The 16,890-nt window shown below is 56.6% G+C and carries 14 protein-coding genes and 1 pseudogene; 8 read left to right on the forward strand and 7 right to left on the reverse strand.

What is annotated here, in order from left to right:
- Positions 1-882 precede the first annotated feature (882 nt).
- The 3 genes from EDC90_RS14405 (at position 883) to EDC90_RS14415 (ending at position 7,480) form a co-directional block, all read left to right on the forward strand.
- Positions 883-5,241: a strawberry notch family protein gene (locus EDC90_RS14405; RefSeq protein ID WP_245511063.1), complete on the forward strand. Its 4,359-nt coding sequence runs from the start codon at positions 883-885 to the stop codon at positions 5,239-5,241.
- Complete coding sequence (locus tag EDC90_RS14410) at positions 5,238-6,284, forward strand: DUF7146 domain-containing protein (RefSeq protein WP_018067308.1); 1,047 nt, start codon at positions 5,238-5,240, stop codon at positions 6,282-6,284. Before EDC90_RS14405 ends, EDC90_RS14410 begins: the two co-directional genes overlap by 4 nt.
- A gap of 275 nt (positions 6,285-6,559) precedes the next feature.
- Positions 6,560-7,480 carry a DUF2493 domain-containing protein gene (locus tag EDC90_RS14415; protein ID WP_132312821.1) on the forward strand — a complete coding sequence of 307 codons (921 nt, stop codon included), beginning with the start codon at positions 6,560-6,562 and terminating at the stop codon, positions 7,478-7,480.
- Positions 7,481-7,542: 62 nt separating this feature from the next.
- On the opposite strand, the gene EDC90_RS14420 is transcribed toward EDC90_RS14415, so the two are convergent.
- The 3 genes from EDC90_RS14420 to EDC90_RS14430 form a co-directional block, all read right to left on the reverse strand.
- Positions 7,543-7,875: a DUF736 domain-containing protein gene (locus EDC90_RS14420; RefSeq protein WP_132312823.1), complete on the reverse strand. Its 333-nt coding sequence runs from the start codon at positions 7,873-7,875 to the stop codon at positions 7,543-7,545.
- 319 nt (positions 7,876-8,194) lie between these two features.
- A complete protein-coding gene (locus EDC90_RS14425) occupies positions 8,195-8,527 on the reverse strand; it encodes a hypothetical protein (RefSeq protein WP_132312825.1) in 333 nt (110 codons plus the stop codon).
- A gap of 126 nt (positions 8,528-8,653) precedes the next feature.
- Positions 8,654-9,235: a L,D-transpeptidase gene (locus EDC90_RS14430; protein ID WP_132312827.1), complete on the reverse strand. Its 582-nt coding sequence runs from the start codon at positions 9,233-9,235 to the stop codon at positions 8,654-8,656.
- A gap of 570 nt (positions 9,236-9,805) precedes the next feature.
- Here EDC90_RS14430 and repA point away from each other — a divergent pair.
- From repA to repC, 3 genes are all read left to right on the forward strand, one after another.
- Positions 9,806-11,002, forward strand: coding sequence for a plasmid partitioning protein RepA (gene repA, locus EDC90_RS14435; RefSeq protein ID WP_132312828.1), 1,197 nt, complete (start codon positions 9,806-9,808; stop codon positions 11,000-11,002).
- Entirely contained in the window at positions 10,999-12,054 is a 1,056-nt protein-coding gene (gene repB / locus EDC90_RS14440; protein ID WP_132312829.1) for a plasmid partitioning protein RepB, read from the forward strand. Before repA ends, repB begins: the two co-directional genes overlap by 4 nt.
- 248 nt (positions 12,055-12,302) lie before the next feature.
- A complete protein-coding gene (repC, locus tag EDC90_RS14445) occupies positions 12,303-13,514 on the forward strand; it encodes a plasmid replication protein RepC (protein ID WP_132312830.1) in 1,212 nt (403 codons plus the stop codon).
- 861 nt (positions 13,515-14,375) lie between these two features.
- Here the strand turns inward: repC and EDC90_RS14450 are convergent.
- From EDC90_RS14450 to EDC90_RS14460, 3 genes and pseudogenes are all read right to left on the reverse strand, one after another.
- Positions 14,376-14,798 carry a type II toxin-antitoxin system VapC family toxin gene (locus EDC90_RS14450; protein WP_132312831.1) on the reverse strand — a complete coding sequence of 141 codons (423 nt, stop codon included), beginning with the start codon at positions 14,796-14,798 and terminating at the stop codon, positions 14,376-14,378.
- A complete protein-coding gene (locus EDC90_RS14455; RefSeq protein ID WP_132312832.1) occupies positions 14,795-15,061 on the reverse strand; it encodes a type II toxin-antitoxin system Phd/YefM family antitoxin in 267 nt (88 codons plus the stop codon). The genes EDC90_RS14450 and EDC90_RS14455 overlap by 4 nt, the downstream gene beginning before the upstream one ends.
- A gap of 147 nt (positions 15,062-15,208) precedes the next feature.
- Positions 15,209-15,763: pseudogene (locus EDC90_RS14460) on the reverse strand (integrase); the annotation flags it as partial.
- A 168-nt stretch (positions 15,764-15,931) separates the two neighbouring features.
- Here EDC90_RS14460 and EDC90_RS14465 point away from each other — a divergent pair.
- On the forward strand, positions 15,932-16,297 hold the full coding sequence (locus EDC90_RS14465) for a type II toxin-antitoxin system RelE/ParE family toxin (protein ID WP_132312833.1): 366 nt from the start codon (positions 15,932-15,934) through the stop codon (positions 16,295-16,297).
- Positions 16,290-16,616, forward strand: a complete 327-nt coding sequence (locus tag EDC90_RS14470) for a helix-turn-helix domain-containing protein (protein ID WP_132312834.1) — start codon at positions 16,290-16,292, stop codon at positions 16,614-16,616. The genes EDC90_RS14465 and EDC90_RS14470 overlap by 8 nt, the downstream gene beginning before the upstream one ends.
- 25 nt (positions 16,617-16,641) lie before the next feature.
- Here EDC90_RS14470 and EDC90_RS14475 read toward each other — a convergent pair.
- Positions 16,642-16,890: tyrosine-type recombinase/integrase (locus EDC90_RS14475; RefSeq protein ID WP_165972850.1), on the reverse strand; the 249-nt coding region annotated here is incomplete at its 5' end.

Consider the following 16,890-nt stretch of genomic DNA (forward strand, 5'->3'; position numbering starts at 1 on the left):
GCATTCGACCCCGTTGCTTAGGGCAGAATATTTAGGATGCGTAATCCATCATTCCAGGAAAATTGTCATTTTTTGAAACTCAACACTGGGATCGTATTTCTTGAAGGTCCGTTGTTAACTTGTCGATCCTAGCTCTAATTGTCGTGTCAACTGAGTCCATGTTTAGAGATAAAATCAGGTAATCAAGAACCTGATCGACCTTTTCCAGTGGAATGTCGGACGCGGACAGATCCGATAGATTTCGGTTTAGTTCCTGAGCATCTTCGGGAGATATTTCAAATTCGCCCTCGCGAGCCAAGAATTCAGAAATCCTCATAGATAGCCCTCACCTTCTTACATTTGGTTCTGTATCTGACAGTGCGAACGTGCCGCCGATGTATCCTATCGAAGCTTCTCGTGCTTCTTGCAATAGGCCAAGAACGCCGCACCTTCATTCTTGGGTGGGTTGCCCTTGGACCGTCAACGACCAGAACGATCTCATCGCGCGCCTCTTCGGACTGCAAAAGGTTAACAAAGCATGAAAATGCAACCCGTTACGGAATAACTGCGTCCGCTGGAAAACTTTGCGACACGCCCTGTTTACGACGCCTATCTTCGCGGAGACTTTTGCGGTTTTGAGATCATGGGCGACGACGATAATGTCATCGATTCATGCTGGGGTTTTTTAACAATGACTGACTGCCTGACGGAAGCGCATAGTGTACTCGCCGCATAGGTATCGGCCCAGATCGACAAGTCAAAAGCCGTCCGAAAAACCGGGCGGCTTTTTCTATGTTGCGGTTTGCCTGCGAAGCCAAAAGCAAGAGGGGGACCGGGAAGGTTTGAACCTTCCCAGGACAGAGAAAGGGGAGGTCTCAACCGTCAACCAAGCCGGAGATCCCCATGACCATCGTCGAAGCCGTTACGACCGGAACCCCCGTCACCGATGATCCCGCCGCCATTTTGAACGCAGCCAGGATATTGTTGCCGATCCTCGAAAGCGGGACCAGTATCTCGTCATCTGCGTTGCGAGACGCCATGGAGCGAGCCTCAGGCGGTTCCGATACAGACGGAACCTGGCTGTGGAAGCACGCCTATGAGGCCGCCGAATGCGCCCAGGTTCTGTTCCTGCAAAAATACGGCGCCACCATGTGCAAGCAGGCGAAGACGCCGCAGCAACTGGTGACGATGATCGAGACCATCGCCAGCCTGTCGCCGAGCCAGACGAAGCGTTCCGATGAATCTCAGGCCCTTCAGCAATTTTCCACTCCCCTGCCCCTGGCGTTCGCCGCCGCGCGTGCGGCGGCGATCACCGCCGCCGACCTTGTTCTTGAACCATCGGCCGGCTCGGGACTTTTGGCTGCTTTCGCCGCCATGGCCGGCGCAGACCTGCATCTCAACGAGATTTCGCAAACGCGCGCTGCCTTGCTGACTGAGCTGTTCGCCGGATCAGACGTTACCCGCCATGATGCCGGCACAATCCATGACCGGCTCAACCCGTCGGTCGATCCGTCGGCCATTCTCATGAACCCGCCATTTTCGGCCGCCCCGGGCGTCACTCGCCGTTACAGGGCCGCGACCGCGCATCATCTGCGCTCTGCCCTCGCCCGACTTCGCCCTGGCGGCCGACTTGTGCTGATTTCCGGCGCTTCCTTTACGGCGCAGTCGCATTCGTGGCGTTCGTTTTTTAGCGATCTGCAGCAAACGGCTTCGGTTGTCTTCACCGCTTCGATTTCGGGCAAAGCCTATGCGCGGCATGGCACGACAGTCGAAACGCGCGTGACCGTGTTCGACAAGGAGCCGCAGTCGGTCGAGCCGCGGGCGTTTGCACGCTGCGAAACCGCAGACGCGCTGCTGGACCTTGTGGTCGAGCACTGCCCTGCCCGGCTGGCAACGACAACGCCCTCGACAACGTCGCACCTGGCTCCGGGCGCCCCGGCATTGGCGCAGATCCGCGCCAATGCACGCGCGGCCGCCAAAAAAACCGCAGCGCATCCCTTGGACAACGCCGAGATCTGCGACGTCGCCTATCAGGCCCGCGACGACATGAGCGCCGACGGTCAAGGCTCGGATGATATCTATGAGCCCTACGAGGTTCAGACGATCGCGATCGATCACGCCAAGTCGCATCCCGGCGAGTTGGTCCAGTCGGCCGCCATGGCGACCGTGCAGGCCCCGCTTCCTTCTTATCGGCCCCGCCTTCCAGCGCAGCTGATTACCGATGGCATCTTGTCAGCCCCTCAGCTCGAAACCGTGATCTATGCCGGTGAGGCCCACGACACGTTTCTGAAAGGCGCTTACGATGTCGTCGACGACTTTGCGTCGATCCAGCCGTCAAAGGCTGAAGCCAGCGCCTTTTCGGTCGAAACGCTGCCGGATGACGCATCGAAGACCGTCCTGAAAAATGCACGGTTGCGGCGCGGCTTCTTCCTTGGTGATGGGACCGGTTGCGGTAAGGGCCGACAGGTTGCCGCCGTCATCCTCGACAACTGGCTGAAGGGACGCCGGAAGGCGCTCTGGATCTCACGCAGCGACAAGCTCATCGAGGATGCCCGGCGAGACTGGCAGGCGCTCGGCGGGGTGGCCGCCGATATCATGCCGATTTCCAGCTTTCCGCAGGGCCGGTCGATCCCTGATCAGCCGGGCATTCTGTTCGTGACCTATGCCACGCTTCGCAGCCAGGCCAGGCAGGACAAGAAAAGCCGCCTCGCACAGATCCTCGACTGGCTCGGTCATGACTTCGACGGCGTGATCGCGTTTGACGAAGCCCATGCAATGGCCAACGCCGTCAGCGCCAAGGGCGAGCGCGGCGAACGCAAGCCGTCGGAGCAGGGTCGCGTGGGTCTTCTGCTGCAGAATGCCGTACCTGGCGCGCGGGTTCTCTACGTTTCGGCAACCGGTGCCACAACGGTCAGCAATCTGGCCTATGCCTCACGGCTCGGCCTCTGGCAGACCGGCGACTTTCCTTTCAGCACAAGGGCCGATTTCATCGCGTCCATGGAGGACGGCGGCATCGCTGCCATGGAGGTGATTTCACGCGATCTGAAGGCGCTTGGCCTTTACACGGCTCGCCTGCTTTCATTCAAAAATGTCGAGTATGATATGCTCGTCCATGACCTCACCGAGGCACAGACCGAGATCTACGATGCCTATGCCAACGCCTATCAGGTCATTCACCAGAACCTCGAAAAGGCACTGGAAGCCGTCGGCATTACTGCCGATGGAGCAACGCTCAATCCGCGCGCGAAGAGCGCTGCGCGATCGGCGTTCGAGGGCAACAAGCAACGGTTCTTCAACCATCTGATCACCGCCATGAAATGCCCTTCGGTTTTGCGGGCGATGCAGGCGGATATCGATGACGGCCACGCGCCCGTCGTCCAGATCGTATCGACCGGTGAGGCGCTGATGGAACGCCGCATTGCGGAAATCCCGCCGTCGGAATGGAATGACCTCAACGTTGATGTAACTCCGCGCGAATACGTACTCGACTATCTCAACAGCTCGTTTCCGATCCAGCTTTTCGAAGCCTTCGAGGACGAGAACGGGGAACTGCGCTCACGCCCTGTTCACGATGCACACGGCAATCCGGTTGTCAGCCGTGAAGCGGTCGAGGCCCGCGACGACCTGATCGAGCATCTTGGCGCCTTGCCTCCAGTCCAGTCGGCCCTTGACCAGATCATTTGCCATTTCGGGACCGAACAGGTGGCCGAAATCACCGGACGTTCGCGCCGGATCGTCAAGACGCGCGACGGGCGCATGACACTGGAGCGCCGTCCGGCATCGTCGAACTACTCCGAAACCGATGCGTTCATGGGCGACAGCAAGAAAATCCTGGCATTCTCGGACGCCGGCGGGACCGGTCGTTCGTATCATGCCGATCTTGCAGCGACGAATACGCGCAAACGTGTCCACTATCTGCTGGAAGCCGGATGGCGCGCGGATGCGGCCATTCAGGGGCTTGGACGCACGCACAGGACCAATCAGGCGCAACCGCCCTTGTTCCGCCCCTGTGCGACCAATGTGAAAGGCGAGAAGCGGTTCCTGTCCACGATCGCACGTCGCCTCGACAGTCTTGGCGCCATCACCAAAGGTCAGCGCCAGACTGGCGGTCAAAATATGTTCCGACCGGAAGACAATCTGGAGAGCGACTACGCCCGCGCTGCATTGCGCAGGTTCTTCAGCCAGCTCTATGCTGGCAAGATTCCGTCGTGCTCGCTGACGAAGTTCGAGGAGGTGACCGGTCTGGCGCTGACCGATCATGACGGGTCGCTACGCGAAACCCTGCCCCCGATCAGCCAGTTTCTCAATCGCTGCCTTGCGCTCACGATTGCTATGCAGAACACGGTGTTTGAAGCATTCACCCAAATCCTCGACGGGATCGTCGAAGAGGCGATTGAGGCTGGCACCTATGAGGTCGGCCTTGAGACGCTCACGGGTGAACGCTTCATGGTCAAAAAGCGCGTACCGATCTACGAACACGGTCACAGCAAGACCGAGATCCTGACGATCGAGAGGCTGACCCGAAACAAACCGATGTCGCTCGACGATGCGCGCCGGTTTCTGGAGCGTCAGCCTGACGCCCAAACCTATCTCGACAAGAAGACCGGCGCCGCTGCCATTGTTATCCCATCGGCGACCTGGTTCACCGAAGCGGGCGATCCGATCCGGCGCGTGCAGTTGATCCAGCCGATGTTTAGAAAGGCGATGCACCGATCGACGCTGGCGGATTCCAGCTGGAAGCCCGTCGAGCGTGCTGCGTTCGAAAGGGCATGGGCAACCAAGGTCGAGACCATCCCCCAATTGGACACATCGACAATCACGATTGTGGCTGGCCTTCTGCTGCCAATCTGGCAGCACCTTCCACAGTCCAACACGCAGGTCTACCGCCTCACTGCCGAGGACGGAGAGCGTGTTCTCGGCCGCATGCTGACCCATATCGATGCGGTCAATCTCGCGGCTCAGCTCGGCGTTTCGGATGCCATCAAGCTTGATCCCGAGGAGGTGCTGCAAGCCCTCCTCATTGGCAACGCCCAATTCACATTGTCCAATAAAATCAAGCTTCGGAGGTCGAAAGTGATGGATCGCCACCGCATCGAGATGCTAGACTTCAAACCGGGGGATTTGAAAGCTTTCAAAGCGCTTGGCTGCTATACGGAGACCATCGCATGGAAGACACGCCTTTTCGTTCCGGACGACGAAAGCGTTCTCGCAAAAGTGCTGGAAGGCACGAAGATCGTCGCAGTCAGGGAGAGGTGGACATGATTTCTGCCTCCCAACTTTCCGATCAGCTCGCTGCGCGAACCGAACAGTTCTGCCGTACCTATCTGCCCGCCGGTCGGCGGGCGGGCAACTATTGGCAGGTGGGCAACAAATACGGTGACCCCGGTAGATCCATGGCCGTGCGTCTTAGAGACGCCGGCACGCGCAGGGCTGGCAAGTGGGCCGATCGTGCGACCCATGAATATGGTGATCTTCTCGATCTGCTGGAGAGTATCGTCGGGGCAGGCAGTTTTTCCGAAACCTGCAAGGAAGCCCGTCGTTTCCTGAATCTGCCGGAGGTGTCGGCTGATCCTGGCCGAGCCGGGAATGATCACGAGAAGCCACCCTCCAATGTCGATCAGGTCGAATCCGGCCGCAAGCTCTTCTCCTACGGCAAACCGTTCAAGGATACGCCCGTAGAGCGCTATCTGCGCGGGCGGGATATCAGCCGCTTCGGGCCAGCCCTCAAGTATCATCCCCGCGTTTTCTTTCGCGATGAGGACGGTCAGTCCCGGCAGTTGCCTGCCATGCTGGCGGCCGTGACGGATAATGACGGCGCGGTCATGGCATGTGCGCGAACCTGGCTCGATCTGAAAAACAACTCTGTCGCGCGCATCATCGAACCCAAGCGGGTTTCGGGCCAGCTCTACGGCAACGCCGTGCGGTTTCACTCAAGCAGTGCGGGAGGTGACATCATTGCCGGAGAAGGCATTGAAACAGTGCTGTCCATCGGCTCGGTGTATCCAGTCGCGGAGCTGGCCGCTTGCCTGACGGCAACGCATCTGTCTCTGTTCGATCCGCCATTGAGCTGCACGCGGCTGTTCATCGGCCGCGACAGAGACGATGCCGGCGAACTGGCAAGCCGCCAGTTGCGCAGCCGGGCCGAAGAGCGAGGCATCGAGGTGGTCGATCTTGTGCCGACGCTCGACGACTTCAACGACGATCTGCGCAAGTTGGGCAGGCAGGTCCTGCGGGAAAACCTCGACCGGCAGATCATGGCGGCGATCACCAGGCCGGTACCATGGGCTGGTCTGCGCATGCCATAACGTTTGGCCGACGCACAGTTTCGCCTGACAAGTCGTTTTCCGTAGCGGGTTGTATGGCTTTGCCGATGAACCGAAAGCCGACCGCAAAGGCGGTCTGACAGGAAAAAGGACAACCCCGCCCTCTCAACAAAAGCGGTTTCCACCTTCGGCGGACCCTCCCCTTTTCTTTTCGGTCGGGGTCCAGCGCTTGCGCTCGGCCCTACGGGTGTCAGCCCTGCCCTTTCGGTTCTTTTATCGCCCCATACAAACCGCAAGGAAAACGAGAGGACGAACCGATGAACGCCTACACAACCGAAGTTCAGCAGCCGCAGAGCCCAACCGCGCACCTCCTCCAAGAAATCGCCCTCTTTGGCTACCGCCCGAACGGCGATGAGCACGACTACCGCCCTCTTCCCAACGCAGAGACTGTTGAGATTGGTGTCGCCGGCATATTCGAAAGCCTTGAAACCATGTTCACCAACACCCGTCTGGAAGACGAACTGTCCGAGGTGCTGTGGGCCGTCGCCAATGTGTTTCACCGCCGTCTGACCCGAGCGCAGAAGAAGCTCGACGACAATGAAGCCGAACAGCGAAGCTTGATCGCCGTGCAGGATGGCAGTGAGATCAGCAGCGTCGAACTGGAAAGGAAAGCTGCCGAAGGGGATACGCTGACTGAAATACGCAATGCCTTCGAGGCAATGCGAGATCTGGCCGCAGACCATTACCGTGTGAGTGTCGGCTGTGAATGGCTACCGCGCACTGGTTCAAAGACCTCGTTCAATGGGCTTACCGCAGCGGTTATCGACAGTCGCGACTATCTCGCCAGGAAGCGCCACGAAGAGAAGGAAATCTATTGCCCGACCGGCACCAAGATCGCGTTCACGGGCGGCGCCGACTATCAGGACCACGAGACCATCTTCCATGCTCTCGACCAGACGCACAAAAAGTACCCGGAAATGGTTCTGATCCACGGCGGTTCGCCCAAGGGGGCCGAGCTCATCGCCGCCAAATGGGCAGAACTTCGCAAGGTGGCGCAGGTGGTTTGCAAGCCCGACTGGACCGCGCACCGCAACAAGTCCGCGCCCTTCAAGCGCAACGACAAGATTGTCGAAATGATGCCCAAGGGGATGATCGTCACGCCTGGTAATGGCATCAACCAGAACCTGGCCGACAAGGCACGCAAGGCGGGCATTCCGCTCATGAAGATCGGCTTCTAGGCCGATCTCCATCGCCTGAAGCAAAGGGCCAACGCCGAAGCGCCGGCCCTGGATTTGGCTGTCTAATCGCGCCAGAAGATCACTGACATGAGCTTGTCATCGATCTCGCCCGGATACTTGCCAAGATTTGCCCGCACAGTGCGTCCCGGCATATGCACCGACATCTGAAAGTACTCCTGACCCTGTTCGTTCTTACGCCGCCAAACTGCCCCGATCTCCAGCTCCCGGTTTTTCGGGGTTTTGCCGTAAACGCGATATGCAGGTGAGCCTTCATTGTTGCTGTCAAGTTTGATGCCGCGAATGTCTTCGTCAAACTCAAGCGATGCGATATTCCCTTCGAATGTTTCCCGCGTTCCGTCAAACTGCACGTAGTTCAAGCGCTCCATATTCTTCATTTCTTGCTCCGTCGATTGCGTTGTTTTCAACGGTCCGCCATGGGCAAGGCATCCATTCCTTTTCCCTGGAAAACCAAGTTTTCCGGGGGCAAAGGAGGGAGGGTGCTGCCCGCCCGACGGCTTTTTCATTCGCGGTCATGACACATCTGTTGAGGTGGTGCGGCCGCAGGCGAAGCCGAGGCACGGTTCAACAGATGTCATCTGCCTTGCAGATGCTTGGTCATTGACAGCGAAGGGAAAAGATGGCGGCGGACTTCGAGACAAAGCCGCAGCCAATTGGCCGCGACCTTATTGCTGGAAGCACTTTGCGCGCGCTTGTTTAAACCGCGGTCGCCGTATCAGACGTCGTCGCGATGTTTTGAGAAGAAAGAGGCAGGAATGCGACTGTTCGTGGATCATCGGTCAAGTCTGCTTCGAACGGGCCGCCTGGGAGTGACACGCGTAAATGCAGATATTCATTCCCATTCGCGTCGAAGCGTTTTCCGATGCCGCCGATCGCGACTTTTCGGCCGCGCGGTGAATACCCGAACATCTGGAAGTTATAAGGTCCCGACGGTTCGCCAATGATATGATACAGCATACCGTTATGATGAATTTCACCCTCAAGGCCGGCTTCATTGGTAAAGCGAAGAAAATTGCGTGCTTGAGGCATGATATCTTTCCGTATTCGATGCATTGCAGAGGTGTACTATACCCATTAATCAACCGGTCAAATTGCGACGTGTCAATAAATCCAGACTATACGATGACAGTTTTCACTAAGACTTTCGTATAAGTCCTAGCGGACGATGACATGCGTGCCCACGCCGACACGGTCATATAAATCAATGACATCGCTGTTGAGCAGGCGGATGCAGCCACTCGACACTGACTTACCAATCGAAGACGGGTCATTTGTGCCGTGGATGCGATAAAGCGTGTCGGTGCGATCCTGGTAAAGGTATAGGGCACGAGCGCCTAGCGGATTCACCTCGCTGCCGGATAATCCCGTGGCTAACGGTGCGTTCGCCTTTGGATGGTCGCGGATCATGGAGCTTGTTGGCTTCCAGGTCGGCCATTCGGCTTTCCTTCCAATGACAGCCTTTCCTGAAAAGTTATGGCCTTCTCGACCGACCGCGACGTTATAGGCCAGCGCCGTGTTGGCCTCCTTGACGAGATAGAGCTTGTGGTGGGCCGGCTCTACGACGATTGTTCCGGGCGGTTCTGTTGTCTTGAAGCTAATCAGCGATGGCCCCGCGCCCCTTCTCTGCAGGCCGGCAACTTTAGTCGCTTCCGTCGGAGGATCTCCGACGCAGCCGAGAAGAAGGAAAACTATGAATAGGGACGCCAGTGCTCCCGTAATCTGATTTGGTTTCGGCATTTCCAGCTACATCTACTTCAACGAGCAAAAAGACGGCAATGGTGTTGACACGCGCGATTCTGATGGCCTTGGCATCAGCGACGAGGAGTTTCACAGCTGGGCCTCAAACAGTCCAGGCAATCCGGTGGCGAAGAGCACCGTTCGGCTTATTCACATCCACCGACCCAAAGCCATGACTGAATGGAAAGGTGCAGCCCAAATGGAGCATGAAAACTTCCGGTCTGCGCCGCTGTGCCCACCCGCAAAATAGCACCCATTTGGCCGTTTTCTAGAACTCACGATTCGCGGTAGTTGCGGTGACTGTATGGCGATTTTTCATTCAAAGATAATGGAGTGGGAGTTTCTGACGTCGTCTACATCGTATCACGGCGTGGTTCACGCTTACTAAATACAACATGAATTCAGTCTCTTACGAGAGACCAACACGACTCGACCCAGCTTGGGTTAACCTTTCATTAACGAATAAAAGTTTGACCTCGTTCATGAATCAAGGCAATCATCGATGCGACGGATTTAGGTCGATTGATGCCATTTTTCCGTCGCGATGGGATCAGGGGTATTCAGGCGGACATGAACAAGTCTCACGAGACATCGACACAGAAGATCAGCAGACAGGCCCAGTCTCTCTCGACCCAGCTGCAGAACCTGCGCGAGCAGATGTACCCGCCGGAAGCACGAAAGTCGCTAAAAAGCTTCTCTTCGCGCGAGACAGCCGCTCTGCTTGGTATCGCTGAATCCACTTTACGGCAAATGTCCCTTGACGGCGAGAGCGCCATACCGGCGCGTCAGGATAATGGTCGGCGCGTCTACACACTATCTCAGATCAACCAGTTGCGTCGCTATCTCGCCGAAAAACGTCCGCAGGACGCGTTGCGCTTCCTTCCTCAGAGACGGGATGGAGAGAAACTCCAAATCCTAACGGTGGCCAACTTTAAAGGCGGCAGCGCCAAAACGACGACCGCGCTTCACCTCTCCCACTATCTTGCGCTGAGCGGCCTCCGGATCCTGGTTGTCGATCTGGATCCGCAAGCGTCGCTGAGCGCCATGTTTGGGTACCAGCCTGAGTTTGACGTCGAAGACGGTCAAACACTCTACGGCGCTTTGCGTTATGACGACGAGCGCGTTCCAGTTCGCGATGTGATCCGCAAGTCTTATTTCGACGGTATCGACATCATTCCCGGCAATCTGGAACTCATGGAGTATGAACATGAGACCCCTCAGGCTATTATGAGCGGTCGTTCCCGTGGCCAGGGCATCTTCTTTCGTCGCATCAAGACCGCGCTGCTCGAAGTCGAGGGAGATTATGATGTCGTCATTATCGACGCACCGCCCCAACTCGGTTACCTGACGCTAGGCGCGATCTTCGCTGCAACAGGTATGCTGATCACTGTTCACCCTGCGATGCTCGACGTGGCCTCCATGAACCAGTTTCTGGCAATGACCAGTGATATGTTGTCAGTCATTGAAGAGGCTGGCGGCACTATGGATCATGACTTTATACATTACGTGCTGACACGGCATAACCCGCATGACGGACCTCAGGTCAATATCGTGACGCTGCTTCGCTCCCTCTTCGGAGATGATGTTCTTGCTGCCGTTGTGGTTGAGACAACCGCAATCGCGAGTGCAGGCCTGGAGAAAAAAAGCCTCTATGAAATGCCACGCGGATCCATGGTGCGCGACACACTCATTCGCGCAATCGATTCCGTTGACGCGGTCAACTCAGAGATCCTGGCGCATATTCAAACTGCTTGGGGACGAACATGACTAAGTCTTCCGATCGCAAGAAAAGAATGCAGTCGATGTTTGGCAATGTGTCTCCCGAGACCCTTGCCAAACAGGCATCAGATAGTGGGGAAGAAACGCCTCGGACAAATGATGCGCCTTCCCGGCCGCGCTCCTCCGGTTCGGTCAGAGCCATGTCGGATTCTTTATCGGCGATTGAGGCCGAAAATGAAGAGCTGCGTCGTTCGCTCTCTGATGGAGAGCGCGTTGTTGATATTGACCCTTCCAATATTCACGCGTCTTTTGTGCGCGATCGCATGGACATCGGGAACGATCCTCAGTTCCCCAACTTTGTCGCGAGCATAGAGGAGAGCGGCCAGCAGGTTCCGGTCCTAGTCAGGCCGATGAAAGATCGTGTCGGGCACTATCAACTGGCCTATGGACACCGGCGGTGGCAGGCGTGCCGCCACCTTGGGCAGCCGGTCAAGGCGATTGTTCGTGAACTATCGGACGAAGACCTCGTGATCGCTCAGGGACGCGAGAATACTGAGCGCAAAGACCTGTCCTTTATCGAACAGGCGCTTTTCGCCCATAGCCTCAAGGAGCGCGGATTTACTCGCAAGACAATCGCTCAATCCCTCGGTCGGGACGGCGGAAGTGCCCTCCCCTACATATCCATGCTGACCGCGCTCGTGGATGCCTTGCCGAGTGACCTTCTTCACCGGATCGGCCCCGCTCCCAAAAGCGGTCGCCCGAGGTGGGAAAGGTTTGCTGAGCTTTACCGCAAGGGCGCCCTATCCGCGCAGAAGGCCAGCTCAATTGATGATCTTGTTGAGTCATCCGACTGGGTCTCAATGGACAGTGATGTGCGCCTCACTCGGTTGATCGGCGTTTTGGAAACAAAGAAAGCTCAACCGGCGTCCCGAGAGATCAAAAACGACGCTGGAAAGAACGTTATCAAGGTCACAAAGACCGCCAAGGCAACGCAAATTTCGATCGACCAGTCGGCGTCTGATGGTTTTTCGGACTGGCTCGTGGAACAGCTTCCCGAACTTCTTAGAGCTTATAGTGGCAAACAGGAGACCAAAAGATGACTTAGCGCGCCAGCAAAAGAAAAGGGCTCACCGACTGGCATCGGCAAGCCCATTTTCGAGGCCAAAACGATCTGAAAATCATCCGTCGTAGCCCCATTTTCCAATTACTTTCTACGGCAGATGTGAGAGCGAATCAAGACCGGACCGAACGGACCGGCGGTTTCGTGTGTCCTTTTTTGGACTTTTTGGCTGCAAATCCCTAGAAGTGAAGAGGCGTCGATCCCTGGCAGGACGGCGGGTGGTTTGTTATGCAAAAAGAAATCTGTACTGCCGGCTTCCGCCGGATAACGCCGGCAATTGCCAAAAGCATCCGGCTAGCCAATGCAGAGAAATTTCCTGATGTGGACAAAGCTCAGGCGTGCCTAACCTTGAAAAAAGTCGCGCCCGTTCTCGGTATATCCGGGACCGCGTATCATGTGCTGGACATCCTACTGAACCTCACACGTCAATCCGACTGGATCGGAAATGCCCGCCCGATCGTGGCTATCTCAAATCGTAAACTGGCTGAATTCACGATGCGTTCGACCAGAACCGTCATCCGCGCGGTGAGGCAATTGGTAGAGGCGGGCCTGTTGGCCTATCGGGATAGCCCAACAGGCCGACGCTTTTCATACCGTACCGCAGATGGTTCACTTGGCGAAGCGTATGGTCTCGACTTCTCCCCTGCCCGCGCATCATTTCAGGAACTGAAGTCCAAGGCTCATGAGAACCAACAACGCATCGCTCGCGAGCGTACAGCCCGCCGCTCGATCACGACGCTTTCACGCGCCCTGGTAGATATGTCGAGCTTGCTCACCAAAACCGAAGCCTCCAAGTTGATCGATGAGATCGCTTTCGTCCGTGAAGCCCACACCGATGTCTGTGAGACTGAAGCGCACTTGGAAGCATTATATTCCAAGACGATTCATCAAGTTGAAAGAGCCATAACACCAAAAGAGAATGACGAAATGTCATCCGAGGATGTCACAAATGTCACCCGCAATACTACTACAAATTATCAAAAACAGATTCCTGTAATCGATAGTCATGAGCGAACACATATGGATGAGTTGCAATCAATTCCGAAGGGCTTGGGAAAGAATGAACGCTGCGCAGAGTCATCGCGAATGATTGATAAATCTCCTGCCGATCGTATAGAGCTACCCATCTTTAGCAGCGCTTGCCCAAAGTCTCGAGCAATACTCGAGGCAGAATTTCAAACATGGCGAGATGTCGTGCATGCTGCGCCAACAGCTTGTTCGATGCTCGGGCTGCCACAATCCTTATGGAAAAGTGCTTGCAATGATGTTGGCGTTTCCCGTGCCGCCATCATGGTTGTCGTCATTCTCGAAAAGTGCCTGAGAAATCCTGATGCTGTTCGAAATCCGGGGTCTTATCTAATTGGTTTGGTCCGCAGAGCAGCCGAGGGCAAACTGCATCTAACGCGGAGCATTTACGGACTTAGCCAGCGGCCGTGTTGAATTCCCTGCCGCTCTGCTTTGTTTAAACGAATAGCTGGCGGAGAGAGGGGTAACAGCTGTTACCCTTTGGAGTAAGGTCCGACCGCACAGACCGGTGGCTTGATGTAGTCGCCCAGTTGAACGAAAGCCAGGCTGCAGGGAGTAACACCTGTTACCCTAGAAGATACAGCATCCGAGCAACCGGGATAAATCCGTATAAAGCTGCTAAGTGCACTGTGCCGCTCGCCAACGGAACAGACAAGGTCACGATTAAGGTCACAGCTCGACAAGCGCTATGCCGAGCCGCTCGCCCGCCCAAAAAGCATGGAGCCTGCGCTGAAACCTCTCCGGATCAAAGCAAATCAAGTCGGACCTGCATTTACCAAAGTCAAAGACGGCATCACTGATCATGGAACGCCGCCGGTCATTGGACCAACTACATGCAGTTCAAGCATGCATACGATAAGCTCGAACAGAACCGTCATTCGCTGAGCCAGCGTCTCGTCGAAGAAGTCTCGCACGAACGTGGGATTATCGTATCTTACGAAGCTATGGCACGCTCATTGCAAACAATGGAAGAAGCTCACAACTCTATCAGAGGCCAGAAGCACCGACTTTAGCACACTGTCGAGCAGGGTGAGTCCGCCCTATCTTCCGTTCAGCGATCTGCTGCCAAGCGGCCCTTCCACTCCGTCCGGAACAGATCAATAGCGCAAAGATAATGGATAGCGTGAGGGGAGGGGTCGGCAGTGTTTGAAAATGAACCGACACACGGTCTCAACCTGGCGATTGAGCTACTTTGTCTGCCCCGTCCATGCAGTTTCAGCAATCAGAACGTCGCAGCGGAGCGATAGCGACAGTCGGCCGGGCTGGATTTGTACTTCACACGGCCCATGGATCGATCAGCTCTATGCCACAACCCGTGAAATCCTTGATATTGCGTGTCGCAAGGGTGAGCCCATGTGCCATTGCCGTGGCCGCGATCAGCCCGTCCATCGATGACATTCCGCGGCCACGGCGCTTTGCATCTCCCATCAGTTCACCCCAGGCGAAAGCCACGGCCTCGTCCACCGCGAGCACGCGATGCTCGAAACGTTGCGGCAGATCATTGGTAAGCCAATCGGCGAGAGCATCGCGTCTTCGCCCGCTGTCCATGAGCGCGACACCACGACGGATTTCGGCAAACGACACGACACTGATAAAGGAACGATCCTCATCAATCTCATCCAGCCATGCAAGAACGCGGCTCTCGGGGCGCGGTTTCGTCACCTCCGACAACACATTGGTGTCAAGCAAGAGCTTCACAGCGAGAGATCGCGCGGTTCGTCGCCCTTTCGGTCGAGATCAAGCTCGGCGCCATGCAGCGGGGAGGCCATCAGAAACTCCGCCAGGGTCCCCTTTCGCGCGACCTTGCGCTGCCATTCTTCGGCTGAGACGACCACGACGCTCGGCTTGCCGTTGCGCGTAATTGTCTGCGGTGTGGATTGCGCACGTTCGATCACTTCCGAAAGCTTTGCCTTTGCCTTGGCGACCGTCCAGTCCTTTTCGTCCTTCGATAAGTGCTTCATTGATCGCCTCCTGACCAGAATGACTATGATGACTATACATAGTCCATCGCCTGATAAACGGCAAGTAGGGCAAGGGGAGGGGAGGCGTCTGGCGAATTTCTGCGTTCCGTGAACGGTGAACCGGTATCCACTTTGCCTGGAAGTGCTCTACAACCCCGCGGCCTTGGTGAGATTGACGCGGAACCTGTCGCGCCTTCGCTGGTATCGCCTTGTCATTTCGGCGGAGGCATGGCCGAGCGGTTTCTGGACGCAGCGCTCGTCGACTTCGGCAGAAGAGGCGAGAACCGCTCTCAAGGAGTGACCGGAAAACAGTTTTATCCGTTCGGCCTCTGGCAGCTCGCCGCGAATGCCGGCAGCAAGAACGGTCTTCTTGATCAGGCGGCCAATCTCAACCTCGCGCCAGCCGGTCTTGCCGCACCAGCATGCCCTTGTCGAGGATGTCGATCCAGCCGTTTCCGTCCTCGCTCTGGTCGCGGCCGCAATCGAGTGCGACGATTTCCGAACGGCGCAACCCGTCGGCAAAGCCCACCAGCAGCATGGCGCGGTCACGCAGGCCGCGGAGCGTACCCCGGTCCAGTGTTTCGACCATGCGATCAGCTCCTCGGGCTGGATCGCCTCCTTCTGTCGCGGTGGGGCCGCATGACGATTGCGGATGCCGGCCAGCACCGTGGCGATATGGCGGTCGCGGCGATCGAGCGAGAGGCGGCTGCCATGTGCCAGCGCCTGTGAGTTCGTTGAAAGCCAATTTTCAAACATAGAAGCTACGGATAATCTATCATCCGCTGGCCTCTTCAGAGGAAGAGTTACTGTTGTCTCCAGGAGAGATATGGGCTATATATCCCAAAGTATCTATATCATTTAGGATATTAAATGACGAAATGGAAGGTCGCGTTTCATAACCGCTTCAAAGGCGAGATCACAGATCTTCCAGCAGATGTTCGGGTCGAATTGCTCGCGCATCTGATGCTGCTTCGCGAAAAGGGATTTCGATTGGGACGGCCTGAGGTCGACACACTCGAAGGCTCCAAATACGCGAACATGAAGGAACTGCGCGTCAAGGTGTTGAAGGTGCAATGGCGGTTCGCCTTTGCCTTCGATCCGGAGCGAAAGGCTATAGTCCTCTGCGGCGGTGCAAAGAGCGGTGTGAGCCAGAAGCTCTTTTACAAGCGCCTGATCGATCTGGCGGACAAACGGTACGATGAGCATTTGAGCGAGTTGGAGAAGAAACATGGATGATCTCGATAAGCTGATGCAGACGCTTCCTGAAGAAGAACGAGGCGCTATTGAAAAGCGTGCCGGCGAGCTTGTTACGGCCTACAATCTGCGGGAACTGCGCGTACTTGCCGGACGGACGCAGGAGGATGTGTCCGTCGGAACAGGTATCAAGCAGAACAATGTTTCGAGACTGGAGAAGCGGGCCGACATGAAACTGTCGACGCTTCGCGATTATGTTGAATCCCTTGGCGGCACGTTGAAGATCGTCGCGGATGTCGCGGGCAAGAAAGTTGATCTGTCGAGCATTGCGGAGCGCTCCCGACACGGCCCAAAGCTCTGAGAGAGCCACGGCAGGGGAGGGGCTGCTACAGCCCCGCCGCCTTGGTGAGATTGACGCGGAACCTGTCGCGCCTGCGCTGATAACGCCGTGTCATTTCGGCAGAGGCGTGGCCGAGCTGTTTCTGGACATAGCGCTCATCGACTTCGGCGGAAGAGGCAAGCCCGGCACGCAGAGAATGGCCGGAAAACAGTTTGACCCGTTCGGCCTCGGGCATATCGCCGCGAATGCCGGCGGCAAGCACGGTCTTCTTGATGAGCCGGGCGATCTCCTGATC

Origin of the sequence: Martelella mediterranea (assembly GCF_004342225.1) — a bacterium.
In the GTDB taxonomy this organism is placed as follows: domain Bacteria; phylum Pseudomonadota; class Alphaproteobacteria; order Rhizobiales; family Rhizobiaceae; genus Martelella; species Martelella mediterranea_B.

What these genes read in the sequence shown, in the direction of transcription:
- repA (WP_132312828.1), top strand. Translation starts at nt 9,806, where the DNA reads ATGAACAAGTCTCACGAGACATCGACACAGAAGATCAGCAGACAGGCC.
- repB (WP_132312829.1), top strand. Translation starts at nt 10,999, where the DNA reads ATGACTAAGTCTTCCGATCGCAAGAAAAGAATGCAGTCGATGTTTGGC.
- EDC90_RS14455 (WP_132312832.1), bottom strand. Translation starts at nt 15,061, where the DNA reads ATGAAGCACTTATCGAAGGACGAAAAGGACTGGACGGTCGCCAAGGCA.
- EDC90_RS14415 (WP_132312821.1), top strand. Translation starts at nt 6,560, where the DNA reads ATGAACGCCTACACAACCGAAGTTCAGCAGCCGCAGAGCCCAACCGCG.
- EDC90_RS14470 (WP_132312834.1), top strand. Translation starts at nt 16,290, where the DNA reads ATGGATGATCTCGATAAGCTGATGCAGACGCTTCCTGAAGAAGAACGA.
- EDC90_RS14410 (WP_018067308.1), top strand. Translation starts at nt 5,238, where the DNA reads ATGATTTCTGCCTCCCAACTTTCCGATCAGCTCGCTGCGCGAACCGAA.
- EDC90_RS14420 (WP_132312823.1), bottom strand. Translation starts at nt 7,875, where the DNA reads ATGAAGAATATGGAGCGCTTGAACTACGTGCAGTTTGACGGAACGCGG.
- repC (WP_132312830.1), top strand. Translation starts at nt 12,303, where the DNA reads ATGCAAAAAGAAATCTGTACTGCCGGCTTCCGCCGGATAACGCCGGCA.
- EDC90_RS14465 (WP_132312833.1), top strand. Translation starts at nt 15,932, where the DNA reads ATGACGAAATGGAAGGTCGCGTTTCATAACCGCTTCAAAGGCGAGATC.
- EDC90_RS14405 (WP_245511063.1), top strand. Translation starts at nt 883, where the DNA reads ATGACCATCGTCGAAGCCGTTACGACCGGAACCCCCGTCACCGATGAT.
- EDC90_RS14425 (WP_132312825.1), bottom strand. Translation starts at nt 8,527, where the DNA reads ATGCCTCAAGCACGCAATTTTCTTCGCTTTACCAATGAAGCCGGCCTT.
- EDC90_RS14430 (WP_132312827.1), bottom strand. Translation starts at nt 9,235, where the DNA reads ATGCCGAAACCAAATCAGATTACGGGAGCACTGGCGTCCCTATTCATA.